This is a genomic window from Raineyella sp. (assembly GCF_034933565.1).
Lineage (GTDB): Bacteria > Actinomycetota > Actinomycetes > Propionibacteriales > Propionibacteriaceae > Raineyella.
Genome location: NZ_JAYFNG010000005.1, coordinates 26,794 through 48,696, shown reverse-complemented (window position 1 = coordinate 48,696; position 21,903 = coordinate 26,794). Strand labels below are relative to the sequence as shown.

Annotated in this window: 18 protein-coding genes; 8 read left to right on the top strand and 10 right to left on the bottom strand. The window is 69.6% G+C overall.

Going from position 1 to position 21,903, the window contains the following annotated elements; genetic code table 11:
* The 6 genes from VB059_RS01695 to VB059_RS01670 form a co-directional block, all read left to right on the top strand.
* On the top strand, positions 1–510 hold a 510-nt coding region (locus VB059_RS01695; RefSeq protein WP_323420292.1), incomplete at its 5' end, for an NAD-binding protein.
* Positions 511–593: 83 nt separating this feature from the next.
* Positions 594–2,150 carry a CoA-acylating methylmalonate-semialdehyde dehydrogenase gene (locus VB059_RS01690; protein ID WP_323420291.1) on the top strand — a complete coding sequence of 519 codons (1,557 nt, stop codon included), beginning with the start codon at positions 594–596 and terminating at the stop codon, positions 2,148–2,150.
* Between the two features lie 416 nt (positions 2,151–2,566).
* Positions 2,567–4,483 (top strand): beta-glucoside-specific PTS transporter subunit IIABC, encoded by a 1,917-nt coding sequence (locus VB059_RS01685; RefSeq protein WP_323420290.1) that lies wholly within the window; start codon positions 2,567–2,569, stop codon positions 4,481–4,483.
* A gap of 44 nt (positions 4,484–4,527) precedes the next feature.
* Entirely contained in the window at positions 4,528–6,021 is a 1,494-nt protein-coding gene (locus tag VB059_RS01680) for a glycoside hydrolase family 1 protein (protein ID WP_323420289.1), read from the top strand.
* Positions 6,022–6,063: 42 nt separating this feature from the next.
* Positions 6,064–6,951, top strand: coding sequence for a PRD domain-containing protein (locus VB059_RS01675; protein WP_323420288.1), 888 nt, complete (start codon positions 6,064–6,066; stop codon positions 6,949–6,951).
* 414 nt (positions 6,952–7,365) lie between these two features.
* Positions 7,366–9,414, top strand: a complete 2,049-nt coding sequence (locus tag VB059_RS01670) for a hypothetical protein (protein WP_323420287.1) — start codon at positions 7,366–7,368, stop codon at positions 9,412–9,414.
* 462 nt (positions 9,415–9,876) lie between these two features.
* Here VB059_RS01670 and VB059_RS01665 read toward each other — a convergent pair whose 3' ends face one another.
* Positions 9,877–10,206: a rhodanese-like domain-containing protein gene (locus tag VB059_RS01665; RefSeq protein WP_323420286.1), complete on the bottom strand. Its 330-nt coding sequence runs from the start codon at positions 10,204–10,206 to the stop codon at positions 9,877–9,879.
* Positions 10,207–10,381: 175 nt separating this feature from the next.
* Between VB059_RS01665 and VB059_RS01660 the strand changes: the two genes are divergently transcribed.
* On the top strand, positions 10,382–10,957 hold the full coding sequence (locus VB059_RS01660) for a dihydrofolate reductase family protein (RefSeq protein ID WP_323420285.1): 576 nt from the start codon (positions 10,382–10,384) through the stop codon (positions 10,955–10,957).
* A 175-nt stretch (positions 10,958–11,132) separates the two neighbouring features.
* On the opposite strand, the gene VB059_RS01655 is transcribed toward VB059_RS01660, so the two are convergent.
* Positions 11,133–11,729 (bottom strand): class I SAM-dependent methyltransferase, encoded by a 597-nt coding sequence (locus VB059_RS01655; RefSeq protein ID WP_323420284.1) that lies wholly within the window; start codon positions 11,727–11,729, stop codon positions 11,133–11,135.
* Positions 11,730–11,970: 241 nt separating this feature from the next.
* Here VB059_RS01655 and VB059_RS01650 point away from each other — a divergent pair, with 241 nt between their 5' ends.
* Complete coding sequence (locus VB059_RS01650) at positions 11,971–12,612, top strand: dihydrofolate reductase family protein (protein WP_323420283.1); 642 nt, start codon at positions 11,971–11,973, stop codon at positions 12,610–12,612.
* Between the two features lie 510 nt (positions 12,613–13,122).
* Here VB059_RS01650 and VB059_RS01645 read toward each other — a convergent pair.
* From VB059_RS01645 to VB059_RS01610, 8 genes are all read right to left on the bottom strand, one after another.
* Positions 13,123–14,481: an amidase family protein gene (locus VB059_RS01645; protein WP_323420282.1), complete on the bottom strand. Its 1,359-nt coding sequence runs from the start codon at positions 14,479–14,481 to the stop codon at positions 13,123–13,125.
* A gap of 46 nt (positions 14,482–14,527) precedes the next feature.
* Positions 14,528–14,965 (bottom strand): lipocalin-like domain-containing protein, encoded by a 438-nt coding sequence (locus tag VB059_RS01640; RefSeq protein WP_323420281.1) that lies wholly within the window; start codon positions 14,963–14,965, stop codon positions 14,528–14,530.
* Positions 14,966–15,004: 39 nt separating this feature from the next.
* Positions 15,005–16,066 carry a VOC family protein gene (locus tag VB059_RS01635; protein ID WP_323420280.1) on the bottom strand — a complete coding sequence of 354 codons (1,062 nt, stop codon included), beginning with the start codon at positions 16,064–16,066 and terminating at the stop codon, positions 15,005–15,007.
* Between the two features lie 128 nt (positions 16,067–16,194).
* Positions 16,195–16,968, bottom strand: a complete 774-nt coding sequence (locus VB059_RS01630; RefSeq protein ID WP_323420279.1) for an SDR family NAD(P)-dependent oxidoreductase — start codon at positions 16,966–16,968, stop codon at positions 16,195–16,197.
* Positions 16,968–18,374 carry a hypothetical protein gene (locus VB059_RS01625; RefSeq protein ID WP_323420278.1) on the bottom strand — a complete coding sequence of 469 codons (1,407 nt, stop codon included), beginning with the start codon at positions 18,372–18,374 and terminating at the stop codon, positions 16,968–16,970. The genes VB059_RS01630 and VB059_RS01625 overlap by 1 nt, the downstream gene beginning before the upstream one ends.
* 13 nt (positions 18,375–18,387) lie before the next feature.
* On the bottom strand, positions 18,388–19,422 hold the full coding sequence (locus VB059_RS01620; RefSeq protein ID WP_323420277.1) for a 2Fe-2S iron-sulfur cluster binding domain-containing protein: 1,035 nt from the start codon (positions 19,420–19,422) through the stop codon (positions 18,388–18,390).
* 38 nt (positions 19,423–19,460) lie between these two features.
* A complete protein-coding gene (locus VB059_RS01615; RefSeq protein WP_323420276.1) occupies positions 19,461–20,663 on the bottom strand; it encodes a Rieske 2Fe-2S domain-containing protein in 1,203 nt (400 codons plus the stop codon).
* Between the two features lie 381 nt (positions 20,664–21,044).
* Positions 21,045–21,584: a winged helix DNA-binding protein gene (locus VB059_RS01610; protein WP_323420275.1), complete on the bottom strand. Its 540-nt coding sequence runs from the start codon at positions 21,582–21,584 to the stop codon at positions 21,045–21,047.
* Between the last annotated feature and the right edge of the window lie 319 nt (positions 21,585–21,903).

The following is a 21,903-nucleotide window of genomic DNA, read 5'->3' as shown; positions in this document are numbered from 1 at the left end:
GGCGGCAGTCCCGAGGACACCGAAGCGGCCCGGGCGGTGATCGAGCCGATGGCCGGCAACATCATCGCCGCCGGCGGCGACGGTGCGGGCCAGGCCGCCAAGATCTGCAACAACATGATGCTCTTCATCGCGCTGGAGGCGGCCGCCGAAGGCTCGGTCCTCGCCGCCCGCCTCGGCCTGGACGCCGAGACCTTCTGGGAGATCGCCCGGGTCTCCTCCGGTGACTCCTGGGCCGTCCGCACCTGGTACCCGGTGCCCGGCGTCGTGCCGACCGCCGCCGCCAACAACGGCTTCGAGTCGACCTTCAAGGCCACGCTGGCCCTGAAGGATGCCGGACTGGCGCTGATGGCCGCCGACGACGCGGGCATCGAGCTGCCCGCCGCCGCCCTCGTCGCCGAGCGCCTGCAGCGCCTGGTCGACGAGGGGCTGGGCGACAAGGACTGCTCGCTGATCACCAAGTACTGCACCCCCGACGGCGTCATCCCCGGCTGGCAGCCGGCCGGCGTCTGACCTGCGATCCGTACCTCTGCACATCCGCATCTTCGCGATCCGCACCCTCCGCGACCCCCATCCCTGCACAGAAGGACACCAAGATGAGCACCATCGAACAGACCCGAGAGATCCCGACGACCCCCCTGGACGCCGACCGTCCGCAGGACGCCGGGACGATCACCACCATCCCGCACTACATCGACGGGGCCCGTACGGGTGGCTCCCAGCGCCGCGGGCCGGTCTTCGACCCGGCGACCGGCCGACAGACCGGGGAGGTCCTGCTGGCCTCGGCCACCGAGGTCGCCGAAGCCGCCCGGGCCGCGGCGAAGGCCCAGCAGGCCTGGCGCCGCGTCGGTCTGGCCAAGCGGCAGGCGGTGATGTTCCGGCTGCAGCACCTGATCAGCGAGCGCGGGGAGGAACTGGCCCGGATCATCTCGGCCGAACACGGCAAGGTGGTCTCCGACGCCCACGGTGAGATCGTCCGCGGCCTGGAGAACGTGGAGTTCTGCGCCGGCCTGATGCACCACATGAAGGGTGAGTACGCCGAGCAGGTGGCCACCGGCATCGACGTCCACCAGCTCCGCCAGCCCCTCGGGGTGGTCGCCTGCATCACGCCGTTCAACTTCCCGGCGATGGTGCCGCTGTGGATGGTGACGACGGCCATCGCCGCCGGCAACGCGGTGATCCTCAAGCCGTCCGAGCGTGACCCCTCCGCCGCGCTGTGGCTGGCGGAGGCCTTCCGGGAGGCCGGACTGCCCGCCGGTGTGCTCAACGTGGTCAACGGCGACAAGGAGGCGGTCGACGCGCTGCTGACCGAGCCGCTGGTCAAGGCGGTGTCGTTCGTGGGCTCGACGCCGATCGCGAAGTACATCTACGAGACCGCCGCCCGCGAGGGCAAGCGCGTGCAGGCCCTGGGCGGGGCGAAGAACCACATGATCGTGATGCCCGACGCCGATCTCGACGCTGCCGCCGACGCGGCCGTGTCCGCCGCGTACGGCTCGGCGGGGGAGCGGTGCATGGCCGTCTCCGTCGTGGTCGCGGTCGGCGCCACGGCCGATCCGCTGGTGGAGCGGATCACCGAGCGGATGGCCGGCCTCAAGGTCGGGCCGGCGAGCGACCCCGCCTCGGAGATGGGCCCGCTGATCACCCGGCAGGCGCTGGACCGGGTCCGCGGCTTCATCGAGGGCGCGGCCGGCCAGGGCGCGGTGGTCCGCGTCGACGGCCGGGAGTGGGAGTTCGACGGGGACGGCTACTTCATCGGCCCGACCCTGATCGACCAGGTGCGCCCCGGCATGGACGTCTACGACGAGGAGATCTTCGGCCCGGTCCTGGCCGTGGTGCGCGTCGACACGTACGACGAGGCGGTCGCCCTGATCAACGCCAATCGGTTCGCCAACGGGACCGCGGTGTTCACCCGTGACGGCAAGACCGCCCGGGAGTTCCAGTTCGACATCGAGGTGGGCATGGTCGGGATCAACGTGCCGATCCCGGTCCCGATCGGCGCCTTCTCGTTCGGCGGCTGGAAGGACTCGCTGTTCGGCGACACCCACATGTACGGGCCCGAGGCGTTCAACTTCTACACCCGCCGCAAGGTCGTGACGTCGCGCTGGCCCGAGCCCAGCGAGTCGCAGATCGACCTGGGCTTCCCGACACACTGAAGTCCTCACCGACTGGACTTCCCGACACACTGAGGTCCTCACCGAGTGGACTCCACGACAGCTGGACTTCACCGACAGCTGGGATGGGGCCGGCCACCTTCGGGTGGTCGGCCCCATCCGGGCGCCGGGCCCGGCGCGGGAGCAGATCCGGCGTCGGCCGGTCACCTCGGGTGCGTGACGTTGCCTCGGCCTCTTTGCATTCGGGAGATCGTCTGTTACCGTGTTTGACGTGGCGTTCATCGCCGCATTGAGCCAGGGGTTGTGACTACCAAGGCAAGATCCGAGCTCAGACATTCACACGCAACGCGTGGTCTGTTTGAGGCTCGGCTTTTTTGTGCCCAAAAACAGGTGCAATCATCGCATTCCATGCCAAAGGAGGCATCGTGGACAAGGTGCGAACAGACAATCGTGAAGCCATGGCCCGGGAAGTCCTGAGCGGTGTCGGCGGGCCCGGAAACGTGGACGCCGTCACCTCGTGCTTCACCCGGCTCCGTTTTGTCCTCAAGGACGATTCGAAGGCAAGTCAGCAGGACCTCGAGAAGATCGACGGAGTGTTGTCCGTGGTCAGGGCGGGAGGCCAGCTCCAGGTCGTCGTGGGCAGCGACGTGCCGGCCGTCCGCGAGGAGGTCGAACGGTTGCTGCCACAGGAGACGAGCGAGGGCACCGCCCCGCAGGAGAGCAAGGGTAACCTGTTCAACCGCTTCGTCGCGCTGGTGTCCGCGCTGTTCCAGCCGTTCCTGTGGGTGCTCGCCGGCACCGGCCTGCTGAAGGCGCTGCTGGTGCTGCTGTCGACCGTCGGCATGCTCGACCAGACCAGCTCGACCGCGGTCATCCTGAATGCCGGCGCCGATTCGCTCTTCCACTTCCTGCCGATGTTCCTGGCATTCACTGCGGCCAAGCGTTTCCATGCGAATCCGTACCTTTCCCTTGCGCTGGCCGGTGGTCTGCTCTATCCCGCGATCACCACATTGGGTCAGGACGGAGCCGCGGTCACGTTCCTGGGGATCCCGGTCGTGATGACGTCGTACGTTTCTTCGGTCATCCCGATCATCATCATCGTCTGGGTCCAGAGCTATCTCGAGAAGTGGCTCAAGAGAGTTCTTCCGGGATCCATCTCGAATTTCCTCACCCCGGCCCTGATCGTGCTGTTCCTGTTCCCGATCAGCTTGATGACGATCGGCCCGGCCACGACCTACCTGAGCCAGGGCGTCGCCGACGGAGTCCAGTGGCTCTACGCCCTGAGCCCGGCTGCCGCCGGCTTCATCATCGGTGGGACCGCGCAGGCGCTGGTCGTCTTCGGGCTCCACTGGGCCGTCATCGCCGTCATCATCAATGAGTACGCCACCCTCGGCCACTCCTTCATGATCCTGCCGTTCTATGCCGCCGTCGCGGCCCAGACCGGCGCCGCGATGGCCGTCTTCCTGCGCACCCGTGACCCCAGGATGAAGCAGGTCGCCGGTCCCGCCTCGCTCAGTGGCCTGCTCGCCGGCATCACCGAGCCGATCCTGTACGGCGTCAACATCCCGCTGCGCCGCCCCTTCGTCATCGGCCTGATCAGCGGTGCCGTCGGCGGCGCGGTGATCGGCATCAGCGGCACGGTCTCCAAGGCCTTCGCCATCCCGTCGCTGATCACCACCCCGGTCGCCCTGGGCACCGGCAACTTCCCGCTCTTCATGGTCGGCGTGGTCGGCGCCCTGGTGCTCGCCTTCGTCCTGACCCTGTTCTTCGGCGTGAAGGGGTCCGCAGCAGACGCCACCGCGGCCGACTCCGGTGCAGCAGACTCTGCGGTCGACACCACCGCAGACACCAGCTCGGCCGATGTCCCGTCGGTCGCCGACGAGTCGTCCCCGGCCCGGGCGGCACGTACGACCGAGGTGCTCGCCCCGATGTCGGGCACGACCCTCCCCCTGGACGCGGTCCCGGACAAGGCGTTCGCGAGCGGCTCCATGGGCGTCGGCCTGGGCCTGGAGCCGACCGAGGGCACCGTGTTCGCGCCCGTCACCGGCAGAGTGCTCGCCGCACTGCCGCATGCGTACGGCATCCGTACCGACGACGGCACCGAGGTCCTGGTCCATGTCGGCCTCGACACCGTGAAGCTCAAGGGGCTCTATTTCGCCCCCGCGGTCGAGACCGGCGACCTGGTCACCGCCGGTGACCCGCTCGTCACCGTCGACCTGGAGGCAGTCCGAGCCGCCGGCTACGACACCACCACCGTCGTCCTGGTGATGAACGCCGCGACTCTGGGGCGCGTCGAGCCCGCGGCGGCCGGCGAGGTAACGGCCGGCGACAGCGTGATCAGCATCGGCGCCGCGACGCCCGCGGACGCCTCGTGACGCCGCCCACCCGATCCACCGACACCACAGTGAAGGAGAGCACCATGACCGACGCCCGCACATTTCCCGAGGATTTCCTCTGGGGAGGCGCCACCGCCGCCAACCAGATCGAGGGAGCGTACGACGAGGGCGGCAAGGGCCTGTCGACCTCCGACTTCGCCCGTTACAAGCCGGAGGTCAGCGACGGCGCCGACAACTTCACCTTCGAGGTCACCGGCGCAGACCTGGACGCGGCCGACGCCGGCCGCCTGGAAGGCGTGTTCCCCAAGCGGTGGGGCATCGACTTCTACCACCGGTACAAGGAGGACATCGCCCTCTTCGCCGAGATGGGGTTCACCACCTTCCGCATGTCGATCTCCTGGCCGCGGATCTACCCGACCGGTCTGGAGACCGAGCCGAACGAGGAGGGCCTCGCCTTCTACGACAAGGTCTTCGACGAGCTCCTCGCCCACGGCATCCAGCCGGTCGTGACACTGTCCCACTACGAGATGCCGATCGAGCTGACCCGCCGCTACAACGGCTGGCTCTCCCGGGAGTGCCTCGAGCCGTACGTGAAGTTCGCCCGGACCGTGTTCGAGCGCTACCGCGACAAGGTGCGCTACTGGATCACCTTCAACGAGATGAACATGAACCTGACCAGCGTCTACACCGGCGCGGGCGTGGTGATGGACCGCACCGACCGCCCCGAGCGTGAGGTCGCCTACCAGGCCACCCACCACCAGTTCCTGGGCAGCGCGCTCGCGGTCAGGGCCGGCAAGGAGATCCTGCCGCCGGATGCCCGGATCGGCACCATGATCAACCGGATCGAGGTCTACCCGGCCACGCCCCGCCCCGAGGACGTCCTGCAGGCCCTGCGGGAGGACCAGGCCAACCTCTTCTACACCGACGTGCAGGTCCGCGGCAGCTACCCCGGCTCCATGCTCCGGTACTTCGCCGACCACGGCCTGAACGTGGAGATGGCCGAGGGGGACGACGAGATCCTGGCCGAGGGCACGGTCGACTACATCGGCATCAGCTACTACATGTCGCACATGACCGCCGACCGCCCGGGCGCCCAGGAGGACGTCGGCCTGCTCGTGGGGGCGATGAAGAACCCGCATCTGGAGCAGACGCCGTGGGGTTGGCCGGTCGACCCGGTCGGCCTGCGCATCTCACTCAACCGACTGTGGGACCGCTACCAGGTGCCGGTCTTCATCGTGGAGAACGGCCTGGGGGCGATCGACACTCTCGAGGATGACGACACGGTGCACGATGACTACCGGATCGCGTACGTCCACGACCACCTGGTCCAGGTCCGCGAGGCCATCGCGGACGGCGTCGCCGTGATGGGCTACGCGTCCTGGGGGCCGATCGACCTGATCTCCTGCGGCACCTCCCAGATGTCCAAGCGCTACGGTTACATCTACGTCGATCAGGACAACTACGGGCGGGGCAGCGGGCGGCGGATCCGCAAGGACTCCTTCTCCTGGTACCGGGACGTGATCGCCTCGCGCGGTGCGGCACTGGACGGTCCCGAGCCGACCCCGCTGGGCCGCTGAGCCAGCGCTCGACAGGCACATGGGTAGACAAGGCAGGCAGCGGTGTTCATCAAGCGGATCCTGAGCAACAACGCGGTCGTCGCCGACAGCGACGGTCACGAGGTCGTCGCGATGGGCGCGGGGATCGGCTACAAGCGGGCCAAGGGATCCGAGCTGGCCCCGGACGTGGTCGAGCGGGTCTTCGTGCCCAGCCGTGCCCAGCCGATCGAACGCCTCAGCGCCTTCCTGGCCGAGATCCCTGCCGAGGATCTGGGCACTGCGGTCGAGGTCTGCGAGCAAGCCGGCGCCCGGCTGGGGATCGCCCCCAGCCAGGCGCTGGTCATCGCGGTCGCCGACCACCTGAGCTTCGCGGTCCGCCGGCAGACCGAGGACATCCGGATCGACTACCCGCTCGGCTGGGAGATCGCCCAGCTCTATCCCGAGCACCTGCAGGCCGGACGCCAGGCCCTCGAGATCACCGAGCGCAGGCTGGGCGTACGCCTGCCGGACGACGAGGCGATCAGCTTCGCCATGCACTTCATCAATGCGCAGGCGGCGGGGGATCCACAGAGCGTGCCGGCGACGCGGCAGCTCACCCTGATCAGCCAGATCTTCGACGTCATCGACTCGTCCCTGGGCGTCAGGGTGGACCGGGAATCGATGAGCGCCTCCCGGTTCGTCACCCACCTGCGCTACGTGTTCGCCCGGATCGACAGGCGGGTGCAGATCGACGACACCCCGCATGCGTTGGTGCACTCGATCTCCGAGACCTACCCCGACGAGATGGCCACGGCCCAGCGCATCGCCTACCTCGTCCAGGTCGGGCTCCGAGCCTCGATCACCGGCGACGAGACGGCCTTCGTTGCGCTCCATGTGGCCCGACTGGTCAAGGACGTACGAGGGCTGGAGCGACAGCCCGGGCATGGTGGAAGAGCCGAGGGCAGGACCTGAAGGAGTTCGCCTGATCACCACCGCCGTGCCCGGAACCCGTGTCATCACCCGAGGCCAGATCGTGGGTGGGTCTGTGGCTGCTCCACTTGTCAGCGGGCCAGGCGCGTGACGGACGGTGCTAGCCGGGTCGGGGCCGGGCCACTTCCCGCGAGCCTTCATGACCGCCCATGGACCTTCCTGGGTTCCCGCGGACCCTCCTGAGATCCCGCGGATTCCCAGGCATTCGCGGGAATGCCGCAAGATCCGCGGGAACACCCGGTATTGGAGCGGCGAGGCTGGTCCTCAACCCACGAAGGTCGGCGGGCAGTGCGTGCCGGTCTCGGCTCCCGCCGCGCGAACGGAGCCGAGCCCCGCTATCTTTCGGGTCAGGGGGCGCGGCCAGGCGCTCCGGCCGTCGTCCTGCGGGAGTGTGTGATGTCAGACAAGCCGATCCTTCTGTTCCTGCACGGCGTGGGGTCCGGCGATCAGGAGGACACCTGGCGGGATGCTCTCACCGGAGCGCTGACCGGGCTCGGGTACCCCGGGCTGGACGGGGTGACGGTGGTCGCCCCGAAGTATCCACATGCGCTGAGGGGTGTGGACGACAACGATCCGCTGCCCGGGCTGACCGTCAAGGCGCCGACCGGCGAGGCGGCCAGGCGGAACCGTCGGGACTTCGAGCACCGCGAAGGGGCGATCGAGGTCTTCCTGGGCCGGCACGATCGCGGCACGGGGTGGGTCGGAGGTGACGCCGTCGTACAGGCGGCCCTGGAAGTGCCCTTCTTCGTGCAGATGAAGAACTACCGCGACAGGCCGAGTGTCCGGGCGTACGTCCTGCGCCGGATCCTCACCCGCCTTCCCAGCGCCGGACGGCTCGTCATTGTCGGCCACAGCCTCGGATCGGTCATTGCCGCCGACCTCGTGCGTCGGCTGCCGCCGGACATCGAGGTGGTGGGGCTGGTGACCATCGGGAGTCCTCTGGCCAACACGAACCTGCACGTCGAGGGGCTCCGGGCGACCCTGAAGGAGCCGCCCGCCAACCTCGGGTGGTGGGTGAACTTCTGGAGCGCTGCCGATCCGGTCACGACCCACCGCGGCGTCTCATCGATCTTCCCGTGGATGATCGACTGCCGGGTCCACACCACCCACGATCCCCAGGTCCATGACGCGGTGAGGTACCTGGCGAACGAGTCGGTCGCGGCGGCGATCGGTCGCGCGCTGCACGGGTCACTCTCCAAGGAGCTCGCGCCGGTGGACACCGGAGTCGACATCCCGTTGGACTATGCGGAGACGCTCGCCCTGATGGCGCTGCGGTTCGCGTACCTCACGCAGACCAAGCTCAAGGATCGTGACGTGCAGGAGCGGTACGCCGACGCTCTGCGCCAGGTGCAGGCGCGTACGGCCGACCTCGTCAGGGAACGGAATGCGCGCGAAGGGCGACCGATGCCGGCCGCGGTGGCGGGGCTCGCGCTCGACCTGTCCGATCCGCGATCCGTCGCCGCCGAGCCGAGCCGGATCCACCACCTCTCGAAGGATGAGGCTGTCGTCCCGCTGACCAGCATCGCGGCGGCGAACGTGATCCGACCCGTCGAGATCACGGTGCCGCCGGAAGCACGGCGAGAGGCCCTTGAGGATCTGACCGTCGAGATGGGTCTGGGCCGGCAGTTCGGGATCGATGTGTTCACGGCCGCCGAGGACGCCCGGAAGGCACTGGCAGGGAGCGACACCCACTGGGTCAGGTGGGTCGCCCTCAGTATCGGCGCCGCGGCACTGGTGGCGGCGACCGGCGGCCTGGCCCTCGCCGCTGCTCCCGGCGTGGCCGGTGCCGCTGCGATCACCAGTGCACTGGCGGCCTTCGGGCCAGGGGGAATGATCGGCGGTCTGCTGACGGCCGGCGCCCTGGCCACGGCGGGTGGCGGGGGCATCGCGGTCGGTCTCGCCAACGCGGCGACCAGCGCCGAAACCGTCGAGGCCATCGTGTCGACCCAGCTGACTGCCGCCATCGTACGGAAGCGTCAGGGCCTCGAGCAGGACCCGACGACGGTGCGCAACCTGCTGGCGACCGGGATCGAGCTCCGCCGGGAGCGCGCACGCCTCGAACCGCTCTCGGATGAGTCGGCGCCGACCCTCAAGGAGCTCAAGCGGAAGCTGGAGACGATCGATCGGGCACTGGCCTGTCTGAGCCAGGAGGGGCTGCAGCCGGCCGATGCCGGTGCCGATGACGGCATCGATGCCGCCAGGGGCCGGGGCGCCGACTTCTTCGACCGGGCCACCGAGGTGTTCCGGCCCGTCGACCTCGACGGCGACGGCATCCCGGACAAGCCCCGCGCCCTCACCGCGGCGGAGGACGCGGGTACGGCGGTCAAGGGCGCCGTGACCGGGGCCGCCGACGCATTCGGCTCCCTCTTCCGGCGCAGGCGGGCCGACGGTGCTTCGACCGATGATGCCGATTCCGGATCCGCGGGCGAGGGCGAACAGGAATGACCTCGCGGGATCGCGGCAAACCACGTCGGGAATGGTGCCCCGCGCCCCTCCTGTCCCCCTGAGGCCTCATGAGAAAATGCTTCCCCGGTGTTCTCGTCAGGGCGGGGAAGGGGGACAGGTGGGGACGGTGAGCAACTGACCGGCGCTGGGCTACGGCGAAGCAGTCTGGGACCGCCTCGATCCGGCCTCGGGTCGACGCCGGCAGCTGGCCGATCGTGGCACCTTCCGCTACGCCGTCGCGCTCTCCATCGCCTCGGTGGTTCCCGACGTCGGTGCCGCTGTCCGTGACGGCGACATCGTCCCCATCATCGAGGGGCGGCCCGTCCTGAGACGTGCTCCCAGGCGTGCTCACCAGAAGACCTGACTGCCGCAGCAGGACAAGGATGACCGCTCGGCCTTGCCACCGACGCGGTGGCAACAACCTCTCGGTCCCATGCAGCCTCTCGGTCTCTGGCGGAGTGCTCAGCCCTGCGGCCGCTGCTCCGGCCCCTGCTCGAGCGGCCGACCCTGGGCGGCCCACTCGACCATGCCGCCGTCGACGTTGACCACGTCGTACCCGGCCGCTTCGAGCACTTCGACCGCGTGCAGCGAGCGCTTGCCCACCTGGCAGATCAGGTACGTGGTGGTGCCCTTGTCCAGCTCGCCGGCCCGGTCGGTGATCTGGCCGAGCGGGATCAGCGTGGCGCCGTGCAGGTGGCCGGCCGCGTACTCGTACGGTTCGCGGACGTCGACCACGGGAGCGCCCGCCTCGTACGCCGCGGCGAAGCTGGCGATATCAGTCGTCTTCGGCATGGTCCGAGGATAGGTGCTGTCGGTCTGCGGACCGGGCGGAACGGTCGAGACACAACCCAGGGGACGGCCCCAGCGCCTTCGGCGACACCCGTGACGATGTGTGATCTGCCTGCTACCGTCCGAAGTATCCAGTGAGACCCAGATCACATGAGGTCTCCGTCTCCGGGAGGTCGCCATGGGCGCCGTGAGCAAGCTGATCTATTCGATGAGCGTCTCGGTGGACGGGTTCATCGCCGACCGCGACGGCGGGTTCGGGTGGGGAGTGCCGAGCGAGGAGCAGTTCCGTTTCCACCTCGAGCAGGTCCGCGAGCTCGGCGTCCAGCTGTTGGGGCGCCGGCTGTACGAGACGATGCTGGTGTGGGAGACGGATCCGTCATTCCCTCAGGGCGAGCTCGAGGTGGCGTTCGCCGATGCCTGGAGCGCCCTGCCGAAGGTCGTCTTCAGCCGTACGCTCCACAGTGTCCGCGGCAACGCCCGGCTGGCCCGAGGGACGGTGGCCGAGGAGGTCGCGGCGGCGCTCGCCGCGACGGACAAGGACGTCGCGATCGGTGGCGCCGGCCTGGCCGCGCAGGCCGTGGAGCTCGGGCTGGTCGACGAACTGCGGATGTTCCGCAATCCGATCGTCGTCGGGGGCGGCACGCCCTTCCTGCCGCCGGTCACCACCGCGATCCCGCTGGAACTGGTCGGGACCAGGACGTTCGGCTCGCGCGTGATCTACGAGCGCTACCGGCGCGCCCGCGCGGAGACGTAGGTCCGCGTGGAGACGTGGGTCCGCGACGCGATGTGGGTCCGCGTGGAGGCGTGGGTCCGCGACGCGATGTGGGTCCGCGACGCGACACATTCGTCGAGGAGGCAACCGCGAGGAGACACGGGTTCCGGAAGAGGCGTGAATCCGCGACCGACAGGGCTCCGGTCGGCGACGACGCTCAGGGTCGCAGCCTCAGCCGGTACCACTGCGGTGACGTGTGGTTCAGCGGCCAGCCCAGCCCCGTCGTCTCCGCGGGCTCCACGGACAGCAACGTCCACGCAGCGAAGGCAGCCTCCACCTCGGCCGGCGAGGCGGAGCCGGCGCGCGCCAGGAGACCGGTGGGCTGGAAGGCGAGGATCAGCAGCGTCGCGTCGGGGTTGGCCAGTGCGGTCATCCCCTCGGCCATCCTCCGGCTCCGGTCCCGATCCAGCGCCTGGAAGCAACCGATGTCCAGGAAGAAATCGAACGTCCCCAGGCCCTGGGAGGCAAGGTCCGTCACGTCGCCCACCACGAAGGTGGTGCCCGGTGTCCGCGTACGACGCGCAGCCGTGATGGCCCGCTCGACCGCGTCGATGCCGGTCGCCCGCCAGCCTCGCCGAGCCAACTCGGCGGTGTAGAGGCCGCGGCCACATCCCAGGTCCAGTGCCCGGCCGGGAGGGTTCGGCCGCTCCGCCTCCTCGGTGTCCAGCCTGGCCATGATCCCGGGGCCGGCCGCCCGGAGATAGCGCTCCCACGGCGCGATCCCGAGCGCGTACGCCACGTCGTACATCCCCATGGGGCCATCCCACCACGTCCGGGGGCAGCCGAGCGGGACGCCGCGGTTGCGGTTGCGGCGGCGGTCTGCGACGGACGCACAACGAGGTACGTACGCTCACCGGGCCTGCCCGGTCGTCGCGTAGTCCGGCGATCGGAGTGGTCCGGCCGCCTGGGGAGTCCGATCACCCGAGCAACCCGACCGTCCGAGCAACCCGACCGTCCGCGTAGAGTGACTTACATCACAACGATGGGGAGACGACATGTCCGTACGGGTCGACCTGAACATCTCGCTTGACGGCTACATGACCACCACCGATCAGACGCCCGACAATCCGATGGGGGATGACTGGTCCCGCCTGGTCGCGGCCTATGTCGCGACGCGGACGTTCCGTAGCCGCGTGCTCCACGACCCCAGCGGTGAGGGGACGACCGGAGTGGACGACGCGTACGCCGAGGAGTACTTCGCCGATGTCGGGGCCGAGATCATGGGCGCCGGGATGTTCGGGCTGCACAGTTTCCCGGACGATCCGGACTGGCGTGGCTGGTGGGGTGACGAGCCGCCGTTCCGGACTCCGGTGTTCGTCCTCACGCACACGCCGCGCCCTTCGCTGGAGATGGCGGGCGGCACCACCTTCCACTTCCTGACGGCGACGCCGGCCGAGGCGCTGGCTCGCGCGGTCGAGGCGGCCGCCGGCAAGGACGTACGGATCGGCGGCGGCGCCTCGGTGGTCCGTGATTTCCTGGCGGCCGGGCTGGTCGATCGCCTCCACGTCGCCATCGCGCCGATCCTGCTCGGCCGGGGCATCCGGCTGTGGGACGGCCTGCGCGGTCTGGAAGCCGGCTACGCCGTCACCGCCGAGACGGCTCCCAGCGGGACGATCCACCTGACCTTCGAGCGGTGACCGGAAGCGCGCCGCTCACGGGCGTACGACGCTCACGACGCGCACGGGCGCACGACGTTCACGGGCGCCGGGAAAGTCGCTCAGCTTCGCGGCGGGTGGACCCGGCGGCGGTTCCCGCGGATGTTGCGGCATTCCCGCGGACGCCAGGGTGTCCGCGGAGACCTGCCAAGGTCCGCGGGAACCCCTGACAGTTCCTGGGAGCGATCAGCCTTGCGGCGGAGTGGGCCGGGCGCCCGACCCACTCGGTTCCCGCGGATGTCGCGGCGTTCCCGCGGACACCGGGGTATCCGCGGGAACCTACGAAGGTCCGCGGGAAGCGGCCCAGGGTCCGCGCGAACGTCCCAGGGTCCGCGCGAAGGTCCCACGGTCCGCGGGAAGGTCTCACGGTCCGCGGGAACGTCCCAGGGTCCGCGGAAACCCCGCCAGGTCCTGGACGAGCCGCACCGCTGTGACGGCTGTCAGTGCCGGTGTTGTCAGCACCGGCACTGACAGCACCGGTCAGAGCAGCGGTCAGAGCAGCGGGTGGAGCGCCTCACCGATGGCGAGCAGCCGGTCATCGGTCCCGATGCCGCCCTCGATGGTGACGGCGATCGGCAGCGTCCCGTCGGGCCGGGACAGTGGGAGGGTGAGCTGCGGGGCCCCGGCCAGACCACCCGGCGCGACGTTGCGGGTGGCGGTCGGGAACATGTCCCGCTCGGTCCCGTTCAGCATGATCCGGTCGTCGCTGCCGAACAGCGGCGGCAGGTTCGGCGTGGTCGGGTAGAGGATGGCGTCCAGGCCGTGGGTGGCGAAGGTGCTCTGGTAGAGCCGGCGCAGCCGGTTGCGGACCGCCGCATCGCCCTCGTACCGGTCGTCGCTGATCGGCTGGGAGGTCATCAGCTCCAGCATCACCCGGACGTCCGGCGACCCGGCGAGTGCGGTGATCTGCTCCAGCGTGAGGTGCTGGTAGCGCTCCTCGGCCTCGTTCAGGTACGCGCGCAGGTTGATCGGCGTCTCGTAGAAGACCATCGAGAACCCGGCTGCCGCCAGGTCCATCGCACCCGGGACCCCGACCTCGACCAGCTCGACACCGGCCGCGCGGAGCGCGTCGAGCGCCCCGTCCACCGCGCGCTCGACCTCCGGGTCGACGTCGGTGAAGAACTCCGTCGGCACACCGACCTTCAGGCCACGCGGCGTCACCGGATCGACCCGCACGGACGAGCGGGTGATCACCCGGTCGATCGTCCGGACGTCCGGCACCGTGTTGGCGTGGACGCCGATCGCGTCGCGGGTCCAGGTCAGGTGGATCACCCCGTCGCCCGCGTACCGGCCGGTGGAGGGCCGGAAGCCGACGACCCCGCAGTAGCCGGCCGGGGTCGTCACCGAGGCGCCGGTGTCGGTGCCCAGGGCGAACGGCACACTCCCGCAGGCCACCGCCGCGGCCGAGCCGCCACTGGAGCCGCCGGACACCCGCTGCGGATCGCGCGGGTTGCGGGCCGGGCCGAACCGGCCGTTGTTCGAGGTGAGCCCGAAGGCCAGCTCATGCAGGTTCGCCTTGCCGATCGCCACCGCGCCGGCATCGCGCAGCGCGCGGACCAGCGAGGCGTCGATCTTCGGCTGGTGCCCGATCAGCGACGGCGTCCCACCGGTGGTCGGCAGCCCCCGGACATCGATGTTGTCCTTGACGGCGTACGGCACCGAGGCCAGCTCGCCGTCGTCGGCCAGCTCCAACTCGTCCACCCCGAGTACGGAGATGTACGTGTGGAGCTGGTCCTTGGCACGCTCGGCGGCGGCCACGGACTCGGCGGCAAGCTCCTTGCGCTCACCGATGGGCAGGGCGAGCCAGTCCTGGAGGGTCCGGTTCGCCTGGACGGTACGGGTGGTCGTCATCTCGTTCTCCGTGGGTCTCAGAGGATGGGGGGAGTGGTTCCGGGGCTCACCAGGGACGCCAGTCGAGGATCACGGTGCGCGCCTCGGACGTGCCCTCCTCCATGCGCCCGGAGAGGGTCATCGTCTGCCCGTCCCAGCCGACGGTGCGGCGCAGCGACTTGCCGACGAAGTTGGGGAACACGCTCAGGTCGACGTGGTGGGTGACCTGGTCCCCCTCCAGCGTGTAGGTGCCCGCATAGCACATGGACGTGGAGTAGGCCATCGCCCGCTCCGCCTCGTCGGCGTCCCACTGACCACCGGTGACGAAGTTCGCCCGGCCGGCGCTGGTCGCGATCTCGTACATCCGTCCGTCCCGGTAGGCGATCAGGCCGATCGGGCCCTCGCCCATCGGATGCTTGACCCGGCCGTCGTCGTACTCCTGACGCCAGTCGACGAGCCGCCAGGTGCGCTCGAACTCCTCCGGGGTGATCGTGGTTGCGGCCATGAGAGTTCCTCCTGCTGAGTGGTTTGGGTGATGCCGGGGTCAGTGGACGAGACCGCGGAGCGTGCTCGGGGTCCAGGTGCCCTCGGGAATGACGTCGTACGCGCCGTCCCGGACGTGGACCGGGTAGCTGCGGCCTTCGGCGGAGGCCCGGATCCGCATCCGGCGCGCCGTCTCGCGCACCTCCGGAGTGAGCCAGGACCGCTCGTGGCCCCACAGGCTCGGGCCCTCGGTGAGCTCGTACGGCTGCCACCGGTCGACGTCGATCCACCGGCCGCCCCAGCCGAGCTCGAGCATGAACGGTGACGGTGTGTGCGCGTAGAACGACGTCATGTGGTCGTTCGAGTGCCGCCCCAGGGACACTGCGATGCCCTCCGGCGAGCTCTCGGCCAGGTCGAAGCCGGCCCCGACGTCGTCCAGGGCGCCGAGCTCGACCATGACGTGATGGACCCCGGGCGCGTGCGCCGCGACGATGGCCAGCGTGTGGTGCCGGGGGTTGAGGTGGAAGAAGTACGCCTCGAACGGCTGGTGCTGGTAGTCCGACAGCCGGAAGCCGAGCACCTCCTGGTAGAAGGTCACCATCCGAGGGGCATCAGCGGCGAGCAGCACCGCGTGCCCCAGCCCCAGCACACCGGTGCGGAAGCCGCTCATCGTACGACCGGGGGAGAAGGGCTGGTCGGCGACCTCGGGCCCGTGGAAGACCTCGATCCGGTTGCCCTCCGGGTCGAGGCACCACAGACCTGCGCTCACCCGACGGTGGTCCCGGGTGACCCGGTCCATCTCGTGGTGCGGGACCTGCCGCTCGTCCAGTCGGCGGGCGACCCGCTCCAACGCCTCGGGCCCCGAGACCTCGAAGCCGTAGAACCCGCGGCCGCCGTCGTCGGAGATGACGAAGCGCTGCGAGCGGTCGTCCATCCGCAGCGTCAGCCCGCGCCGGGTGGTCTCCACCGGCTGCATGCCGGCGATGTCGTGCCCGAAGCGCTTCCAGTCGTCCAGCCGGTCGGAGGACACTCCGACGTAGCCGAGGGAATCGAGGATCAGGTCGGGGCGTGCGTCCGCCTGTGCGTCGGCCCCTGTCGCGAGCCGTTGGTCCTGTGCTGACATGGGTGGTCCCTTCATCGATCTGTCCGGGGTCGGGCACGGGAGCGCCCTGGTGAGTGGTGGTGTCGTTCCCCGCAGCGCCGGCTGCCGCGACACGGGGCGGCAGCGTCACCGGCTACAGCGGCGCGGGGCTACAGCACCAGCCCGCCGTCCAACGAGAGGACGGCGCCGTCGAGGAACGCGCCGGCGCGGCTGGCCATGTAGATGACCGTTCCGGCGATGTCGTCGGGACGGCCGATCCGGCGCAGCGGCGTCGCCGCGATGAAGTCGTCCAGGTGCACCGCCAGCACCGGCGCCGACCGGCGGCTCGGGAACGCGCCCGGGGCGATGGCGTTCACCGCGATCCCCTCGGGCCCCAGCACCTTGCCCAGCTGCCGGGTGAGGTGGTGCAGGCCCGCCTTCGCGGCCGGGTAGGGGAAGGTGGACAGGAAGGGCGCCTTGATCCCGTCCGCAGACCCGATGTTGATCACCCTGGCCGGGTCCTCGTCCGAGGCCGCGGCCCGCAGCTGCGGGAGGAGTGCCTGGGTGAGGAAGAACGGGACGGTCAGGCACAGCTGGGTCACCCGCTCCCAGTCCTGGATCGAGAACTCCTCGAGCGAGGACTCCGCCATCGTGCCGGCGTTGTTCACCAGGATGTCGAGCCGGGCCTCGTACGTGCCGTACGTCGAGGCCACCAGCTCGGGGCCGGCCGGATCGCTGAGGTCGGCGGCGATGCCGACCGCCCGCCCTCCGGCGGCACGGATCTCGTCGACCGCCCGGTCGAGGTCCTCGCGCCCACGGGCGACCAGATAGACAGTGGCCCCGGCGGCGGCCAGGCCGTCGGCGATCATCCTGCCGATGCCGACCGACGCGCCGGTCACCAACGCCCGCTTGCCGGTGAGGTCGAACAGCCCGGAGATGTCCATCACAGCCCCCCGGCCGTCGTCGTGGCGTCCGTCGCGCCCGCCGCGCCCGGAGCCCCGGCCACAGCCCCCGGTGTGCCCGGCAGGCCGAGCTCGGCCCGGGGCCGGGTCAGGGTGTCGACGATCGAGTAGGCGATGGTGCGGACGCCGATCAGCACATCCTCGACAGAGGCGACGCCCATGCCGCCCAGGCCCTCGTTCAGCTCGGCCGGGGCTGCGGCCGGCGGCCACGGGTAGCCCACCCGGGCGGTCGGGATCCCCAGGGCGCGGATCATCGCACCGTCGGTCTGCCCGGCCTGGTACGGGGTCTCGGTGTAGGGCTCGCCGGACACCTGCTCCCAGCCGCGCTGGGCGGACTGGATGATCCAGTTGTCGTAGTCGGTGAGGCCGCCGGGGAGGCTGCCGTACATGCTCCAGTCCAGCTCGATGTCGGGGTGGCGCCGGCGCAGGTCCTCGATGAACCCGGCGAACTGCGCGCGGACGTCGGCGGGCGAGGTCCGGGGGTTGATCCGCAGGTCCAGGAAGATCTCGGTGGTCGCCGACGGGAAGGCCGGCTTGTCCGGGTCGCCGGCCCGTACGGCCGAGATCCACGCCTCGGGCAGCACGGTGCCGAGGGTGTTGGCGGCCGTGTAGCGCGGCAGCCAGGCCTCGATCTCCTGGATCACGGTGGCGGCCGGGACGATCGAGGAGCGGAACCCGGGGGTGCCCCGGGTGATGCCCGCGTAGCCGAAGGTCCCCCGGACGTTGACCTGGATCCAGGCCATCCCCGGCTCCTCCGGGTAGACGCCCGGGCGAGGCTTGAGCAGCAGGCAGTAGTCCGGGTAGAGGCCGCGCATCAGCAGCTGGTAGACCCCGGTGCTCATCCCGACGTGGTCGCGGTGGGAGTTCATCCACGGCATGCCGCCCCCGGCGAACCCGATGCTCAGGTCGCCGAGGAACTCCACCCCGGCGTCCTTGATCGCGTGCATCACCTCGGTCAGGCCGGCGACCATGACCTTGGGGTTGGAGGCACCCAGGCCGACGACCAGCCCGTCCTGGACCCGGGCCCGGGGGAGCATGTCCTCGCGGGCGTACGGGCCGACCGTCGGCACGTCACGGTCCGGCTCGATGTGGGTGTCGATCGGGCAGTAGAGCAGCAGATCGGCCCCGCCGCCGCGTCCGGGCAGCACCCCGTGGACGTTGCCGGTCTCGGCGGAGACCGGCATGTAGCTCGCCTCGATCCCGACCCGGTCGGTCAGGTGCGCGGCCATGAACTCCGAGGCGGCCCGCTCGGCCCCGGTCGGGCTGTGGATGTCGACCAGGTCGACCAGCAGGTCACGCATCCGGTCGGCGTCGAGGCGGGAGACCACGGCGTCGTACATCTTCTGACGCTCGGGGTCCAGCGGGAGGGGGTGGGTGGTGACACGCATGGGCGGGGCCCTCCTAGTTCTCGCTCGGGACGAACTGCTCGGCGCGGATGTCGTGGACCGGCAGCCCGTACGACCCGAGCTGCTCCTCGGCGGCCCGGATCATCGGCGGCGGACCACACAGGTAGGAGACGGTGTCCGGGGCGACGTCCTCGGGTCGCAGGACCGACAGCGGTGTCCCCGCGGGGAGGTCGTCGCGGCCGGTGTTGTCCATCAGGACCGTACGGACCTCCAGGGTGGGCATGAAGGTCGCCCGCGCCGCCAGCTCCTCCTCGTGGAAGAGCTCGGTCGGTCGGTTGCAGCCGAACAGCAGCAGGATCGGCGGGGCCGGCTGGACGGTGCGCAGCCGGTCCAGCATCGACAGCATCGGCGCGAGGCCGGTGCCGCCGGCGATCAGGACGGTCGGGCGCGGGGCCGGTTCGAGGACGAAACCGCCCAGCGGGCCCTCGATGTCCAGGGCCTCGCCGACCCGGGCCCGGTCACGCAGGTAGTCCGACATCACCCCGGAGGGCAGGATGCGGATCAGGAAGGTCAGGCGGAACCGCTCGTGCTCCCCGGAGGCGAGCGAGTAGCTGCGCCACTCCTCGGTGCCGGGGACCTTGAGCCGGCAGTACTGGCCGGCGGTGAAACCGAACTTGATCCGCTTGGGGACCCGCAGTTCCAGCTCCACCACGGTGTCGGCGACCCAGGTGAGCCGGGAGATCTTCGCCTGGAACAGCACCGGAGGGTTGGCCTCCAGCAGGGTCGACGGGTACTCCACGTCGAAGGACGAGTCGCAGAGGGCACGGGACTGGCACAGCAGACGCTGACCGGCGGCGAGCTCGTCCTTCGACAGCACACTGATCTGGCCCGCCGGCATCTCCGCCGCCCCGTCGACCAGGGTGGCCGTACAGGTGCTGCAGGTGCCGACCCGGCACTGGCTGACCAGCTCGTAGCCCGCTCGGCGGGCGGCGGTCAGGATCGGCTCGTCGGCCTGCGTGTCGAACTCGCGCACCTCGCCGTCGGTGAACCGCAGCGTCACATGGCGCGGTTCGCTCTGCTGCACAGTCATCTCCGTGCCCTCTGCGATCGTCATGTCAGTCCGTCCCCTCAGTCCTCGTCCAGGTACGGCGACTGGAAGAAGCCGCGCCCATGGGTCGCCGCCTGCTTGCGCCAGGCGACCACCGAGTAGTCCATGTCGGAGAGCACCTCGTTGTTCCAGCCGTCGAAGCGCTGGTAGTGCTCCTCGGTGGCCTCACGGGCGAACACGTCGTTGTTGTTGAAGTCGAGCAGGCCCAGCGGCTTGTAGAAGTGCTCGTACTTGAACTCGAACTCCTTGCGCTCCTCGTCGGTCGTCGCGCGGTCGGCGATCACCTCGAAGTACATGTGGTGGTGGTCGTCGATCGGGACGTAGAACTCGTACTGCGTGACGCCGGGGATCGGCCAGTTCTCGACCATCAGCGTGGCCGGCAGCCAGCAGCTGACCCGGAAGGGCTCGTACATGGTGCCGCCGCGGGCCTTGATGTCGACCATCGGGTTCTCGAAGACGGGGGCGTAGTTCTCCGGCAGGTCGTACCGGTTCATCACGCCCTTGGGGCCGTTCTCGATGTCGATGCTCTCGGTCGCGTCGTCCTTGAGCGCCTTCATCCCCAGCGGCATGGCCCGGTCGAGCGCCACCACGATCTTGTTGTCCCAGTGCACCAGCAGGTGGCCCGGGTCGAGGCCGTTCTCGGCGGCCAGTCGCCAGTTGCCGTAGAGCTTGCGGCGCAGGCCCTTGGTGACGATGTGCGGGTCGCGGAAGTGCGGCGTCTCCTTGTCGGTCACCAGCATCGGCAGGTCGGTGTCCAGCGGCGGCGTGGGGTAGTCCTCCTCGCCGACGAAGACGAAGATCATGCCGGCCACTTCCTCGGCCGGGTAGGTACGTACGGCGACGGTGCCGATCAGCTTGTCATCGGGGGACCCGACGATCGTGTCCAGGTTGCCGGTCTCCGCGCTGTACGTGTAGCCGTGGTACCAGCAGGTCACGGTCTTGTCCGCGAAGCACATCGGCTTGGCGGACAGCTTCACGCCGCGGTGCAGGCAGCGGTCGGCGATCGCATTCACCGATCCGTCGGCGCTGCGGGTGACGGCGATGTCGTGGCCGCCGATCGTGACGCCGACGACGCCGTTGACCTCGACCTCTTCGCTGAAGCAGGCCGGGTACCAGTGGTTGGCGAAGCCCCAGTCCGCCTGGACGTACGGGCCGTACTGCCGGGCGACTTTGGCGGAGTTGCCGATCGCTGAGTTGGTGGTGTCAGAGCCTGTGATTGTCACGTGAACTCCCTTGTTCTGGGCGCAGTGCCCTGGTGGTGACGGGCGAACCCTGTCGATGGGTACAAGCTTCGGCAACCAAGAGAAGAAAGTCAATAGACATTCAAGAGAGATTTCATCGATAAGCCATCGATGCATGAATGAGGCGCAGGTTACAGTCCGGGGGTGGAGTCGTCGACGCCTCGTCCCGCCTGGGCGTACGGCCGGGGGCCGGGGCGGTGACGTGCCGTTGCGAGGCCATCACGGCGCGCTCGAGGCCGGGCGTGAGGGGTTCGGGGAGATACGCACGAGGCCCTGGAGGTGCGGTCACCTCCAGGGCCTCCGAGTGGGGCGGGGTCTCAGGCCGGGGTCTCAGGTCTCAGGCGGGGGCCTCGGCCGGAGGTCTCAGCTCGGGTCCGGTCCGGTCTCCTCGTCGAAGATGTGGTGCGGATTGAGGATCCCGGCGGTGCGCACCGAGGACTCGTACAGGATGGTCAGCCGGGTGAGGCGTCGGGAGATCTCGTTGAGGGTCTCCTTGGCGAGTTCGTCGGGGCTCATCTGGTCCACGAGGAGCCGCGCCCGCAGGGTCGCGTACCGCTCCGTCCACTCACTGCCCGCAGGGGTCGTCTCGTAGTGTGCGGTGACGCCCGACCTTGTCTTCTTCACCAGTCCGACGCTCACCAGCTTGCGCAGGCTGTACTGGACATTGGCCAGGTCGTCGCGGTTGACGAGCCGGGCGATGGTGGTGGCGTCCTTCGGTCGGCCGTACATCCGGACCACGTGGAGGATGACGACCTCGTTGAAGGTCAGTTCGGGCTCGCCGATCAGCAGGGTGAGCTGGGTGACGTAACGCTCGAAGGCGGCGTAGGCCGCCATCAGGGTGAACTCGAAGTTCGCCAGGTTGGCCTCGGCCAGCGTCCGGCCCAGGTGCCAGGAGGTCTCCACGGGGGGTGCTGACGGCGCGGTCGATGCTTCCGTCGCACCGGGGGATGTGGTCTTGGGTGGTCTGGCCATGGCGTGAGTCTTTCAGATGGCAGCAGTGGGAAAGCGCTACCGGCAAGACTACCAACGTGTCATTCAATCGAAAATCAATCGAATATTTCCTGTGACAAGGGTCACTCGGTAGCTGTGTGGTCGACTGCATGCCGTTGTCGGGCTCCGGAGCCGGGGTGGGGTGGGCCGGCCCTCGCCTCGACGACATCCGCCTCCAGTCCCACGGCGGCGCCATCACACTCGACGCGGCAAGCCGCGCCACCACGGCCGA

Excerpts from the sequence above, each read along its gene's own strand:
- VB059_RS01690 (WP_323420291.1), top strand. The coding sequence starts at position 594 with ATGAGCACCATCGAACAGACCCGAGAGATCCCGACGACCCCCCTGGAC.
- VB059_RS01685 (WP_323420290.1), top strand. The coding sequence starts at position 2,567 with ATGGCCCGGGAAGTCCTGAGCGGTGTCGGCGGGCCCGGAAACGTGGAC.
- VB059_RS01680 (WP_323420289.1), top strand. The coding sequence starts at position 4,528 with ATGACCGACGCCCGCACATTTCCCGAGGATTTCCTCTGGGGAGGCGCC.
- VB059_RS01670 (WP_323420287.1), top strand. The coding sequence starts at position 7,366 with ATGTCAGACAAGCCGATCCTTCTGTTCCTGCACGGCGTGGGGTCCGGC.
- VB059_RS01665 (WP_323420286.1), bottom strand. The coding sequence starts at position 10,206 with ATGCCGAAGACGACTGATATCGCCAGCTTCGCCGCGGCGTACGAGGCG.
- VB059_RS01660 (WP_323420285.1), top strand. The coding sequence starts at position 10,382 with ATGGGCGCCGTGAGCAAGCTGATCTATTCGATGAGCGTCTCGGTGGAC.
- VB059_RS01655 (WP_323420284.1), bottom strand. The coding sequence starts at position 11,729 with ATGGGGATGTACGACGTGGCGTACGCGCTCGGGATCGCGCCGTGGGAG.
- VB059_RS01650 (WP_323420283.1), top strand. The coding sequence starts at position 11,971 with ATGTCCGTACGGGTCGACCTGAACATCTCGCTTGACGGCTACATGACC.
- VB059_RS01645 (WP_323420282.1), bottom strand. The coding sequence starts at position 14,481 with ATGACGACCACCCGTACCGTCCAGGCGAACCGGACCCTCCAGGACTGG.
- VB059_RS01640 (WP_323420281.1), bottom strand. The coding sequence starts at position 14,965 with ATGGCCGCAACCACGATCACCCCGGAGGAGTTCGAGCGCACCTGGCGG.
- VB059_RS01635 (WP_323420280.1), bottom strand. The coding sequence starts at position 16,066 with ATGTCAGCACAGGACCAACGGCTCGCGACAGGGGCCGACGCACAGGCG.
- VB059_RS01630 (WP_323420279.1), bottom strand. The coding sequence starts at position 16,968 with ATGGACATCTCCGGGCTGTTCGACCTCACCGGCAAGCGGGCGTTGGTG.
- VB059_RS01625 (WP_323420278.1), bottom strand. The coding sequence starts at position 18,374 with ATGCGTGTCACCACCCACCCCCTCCCGCTGGACCCCGAGCGTCAGAAG.
- VB059_RS01620 (WP_323420277.1), bottom strand. The coding sequence starts at position 19,422 with ATGACTGTGCAGCAGAGCGAACCGCGCCATGTGACGCTGCGGTTCACC.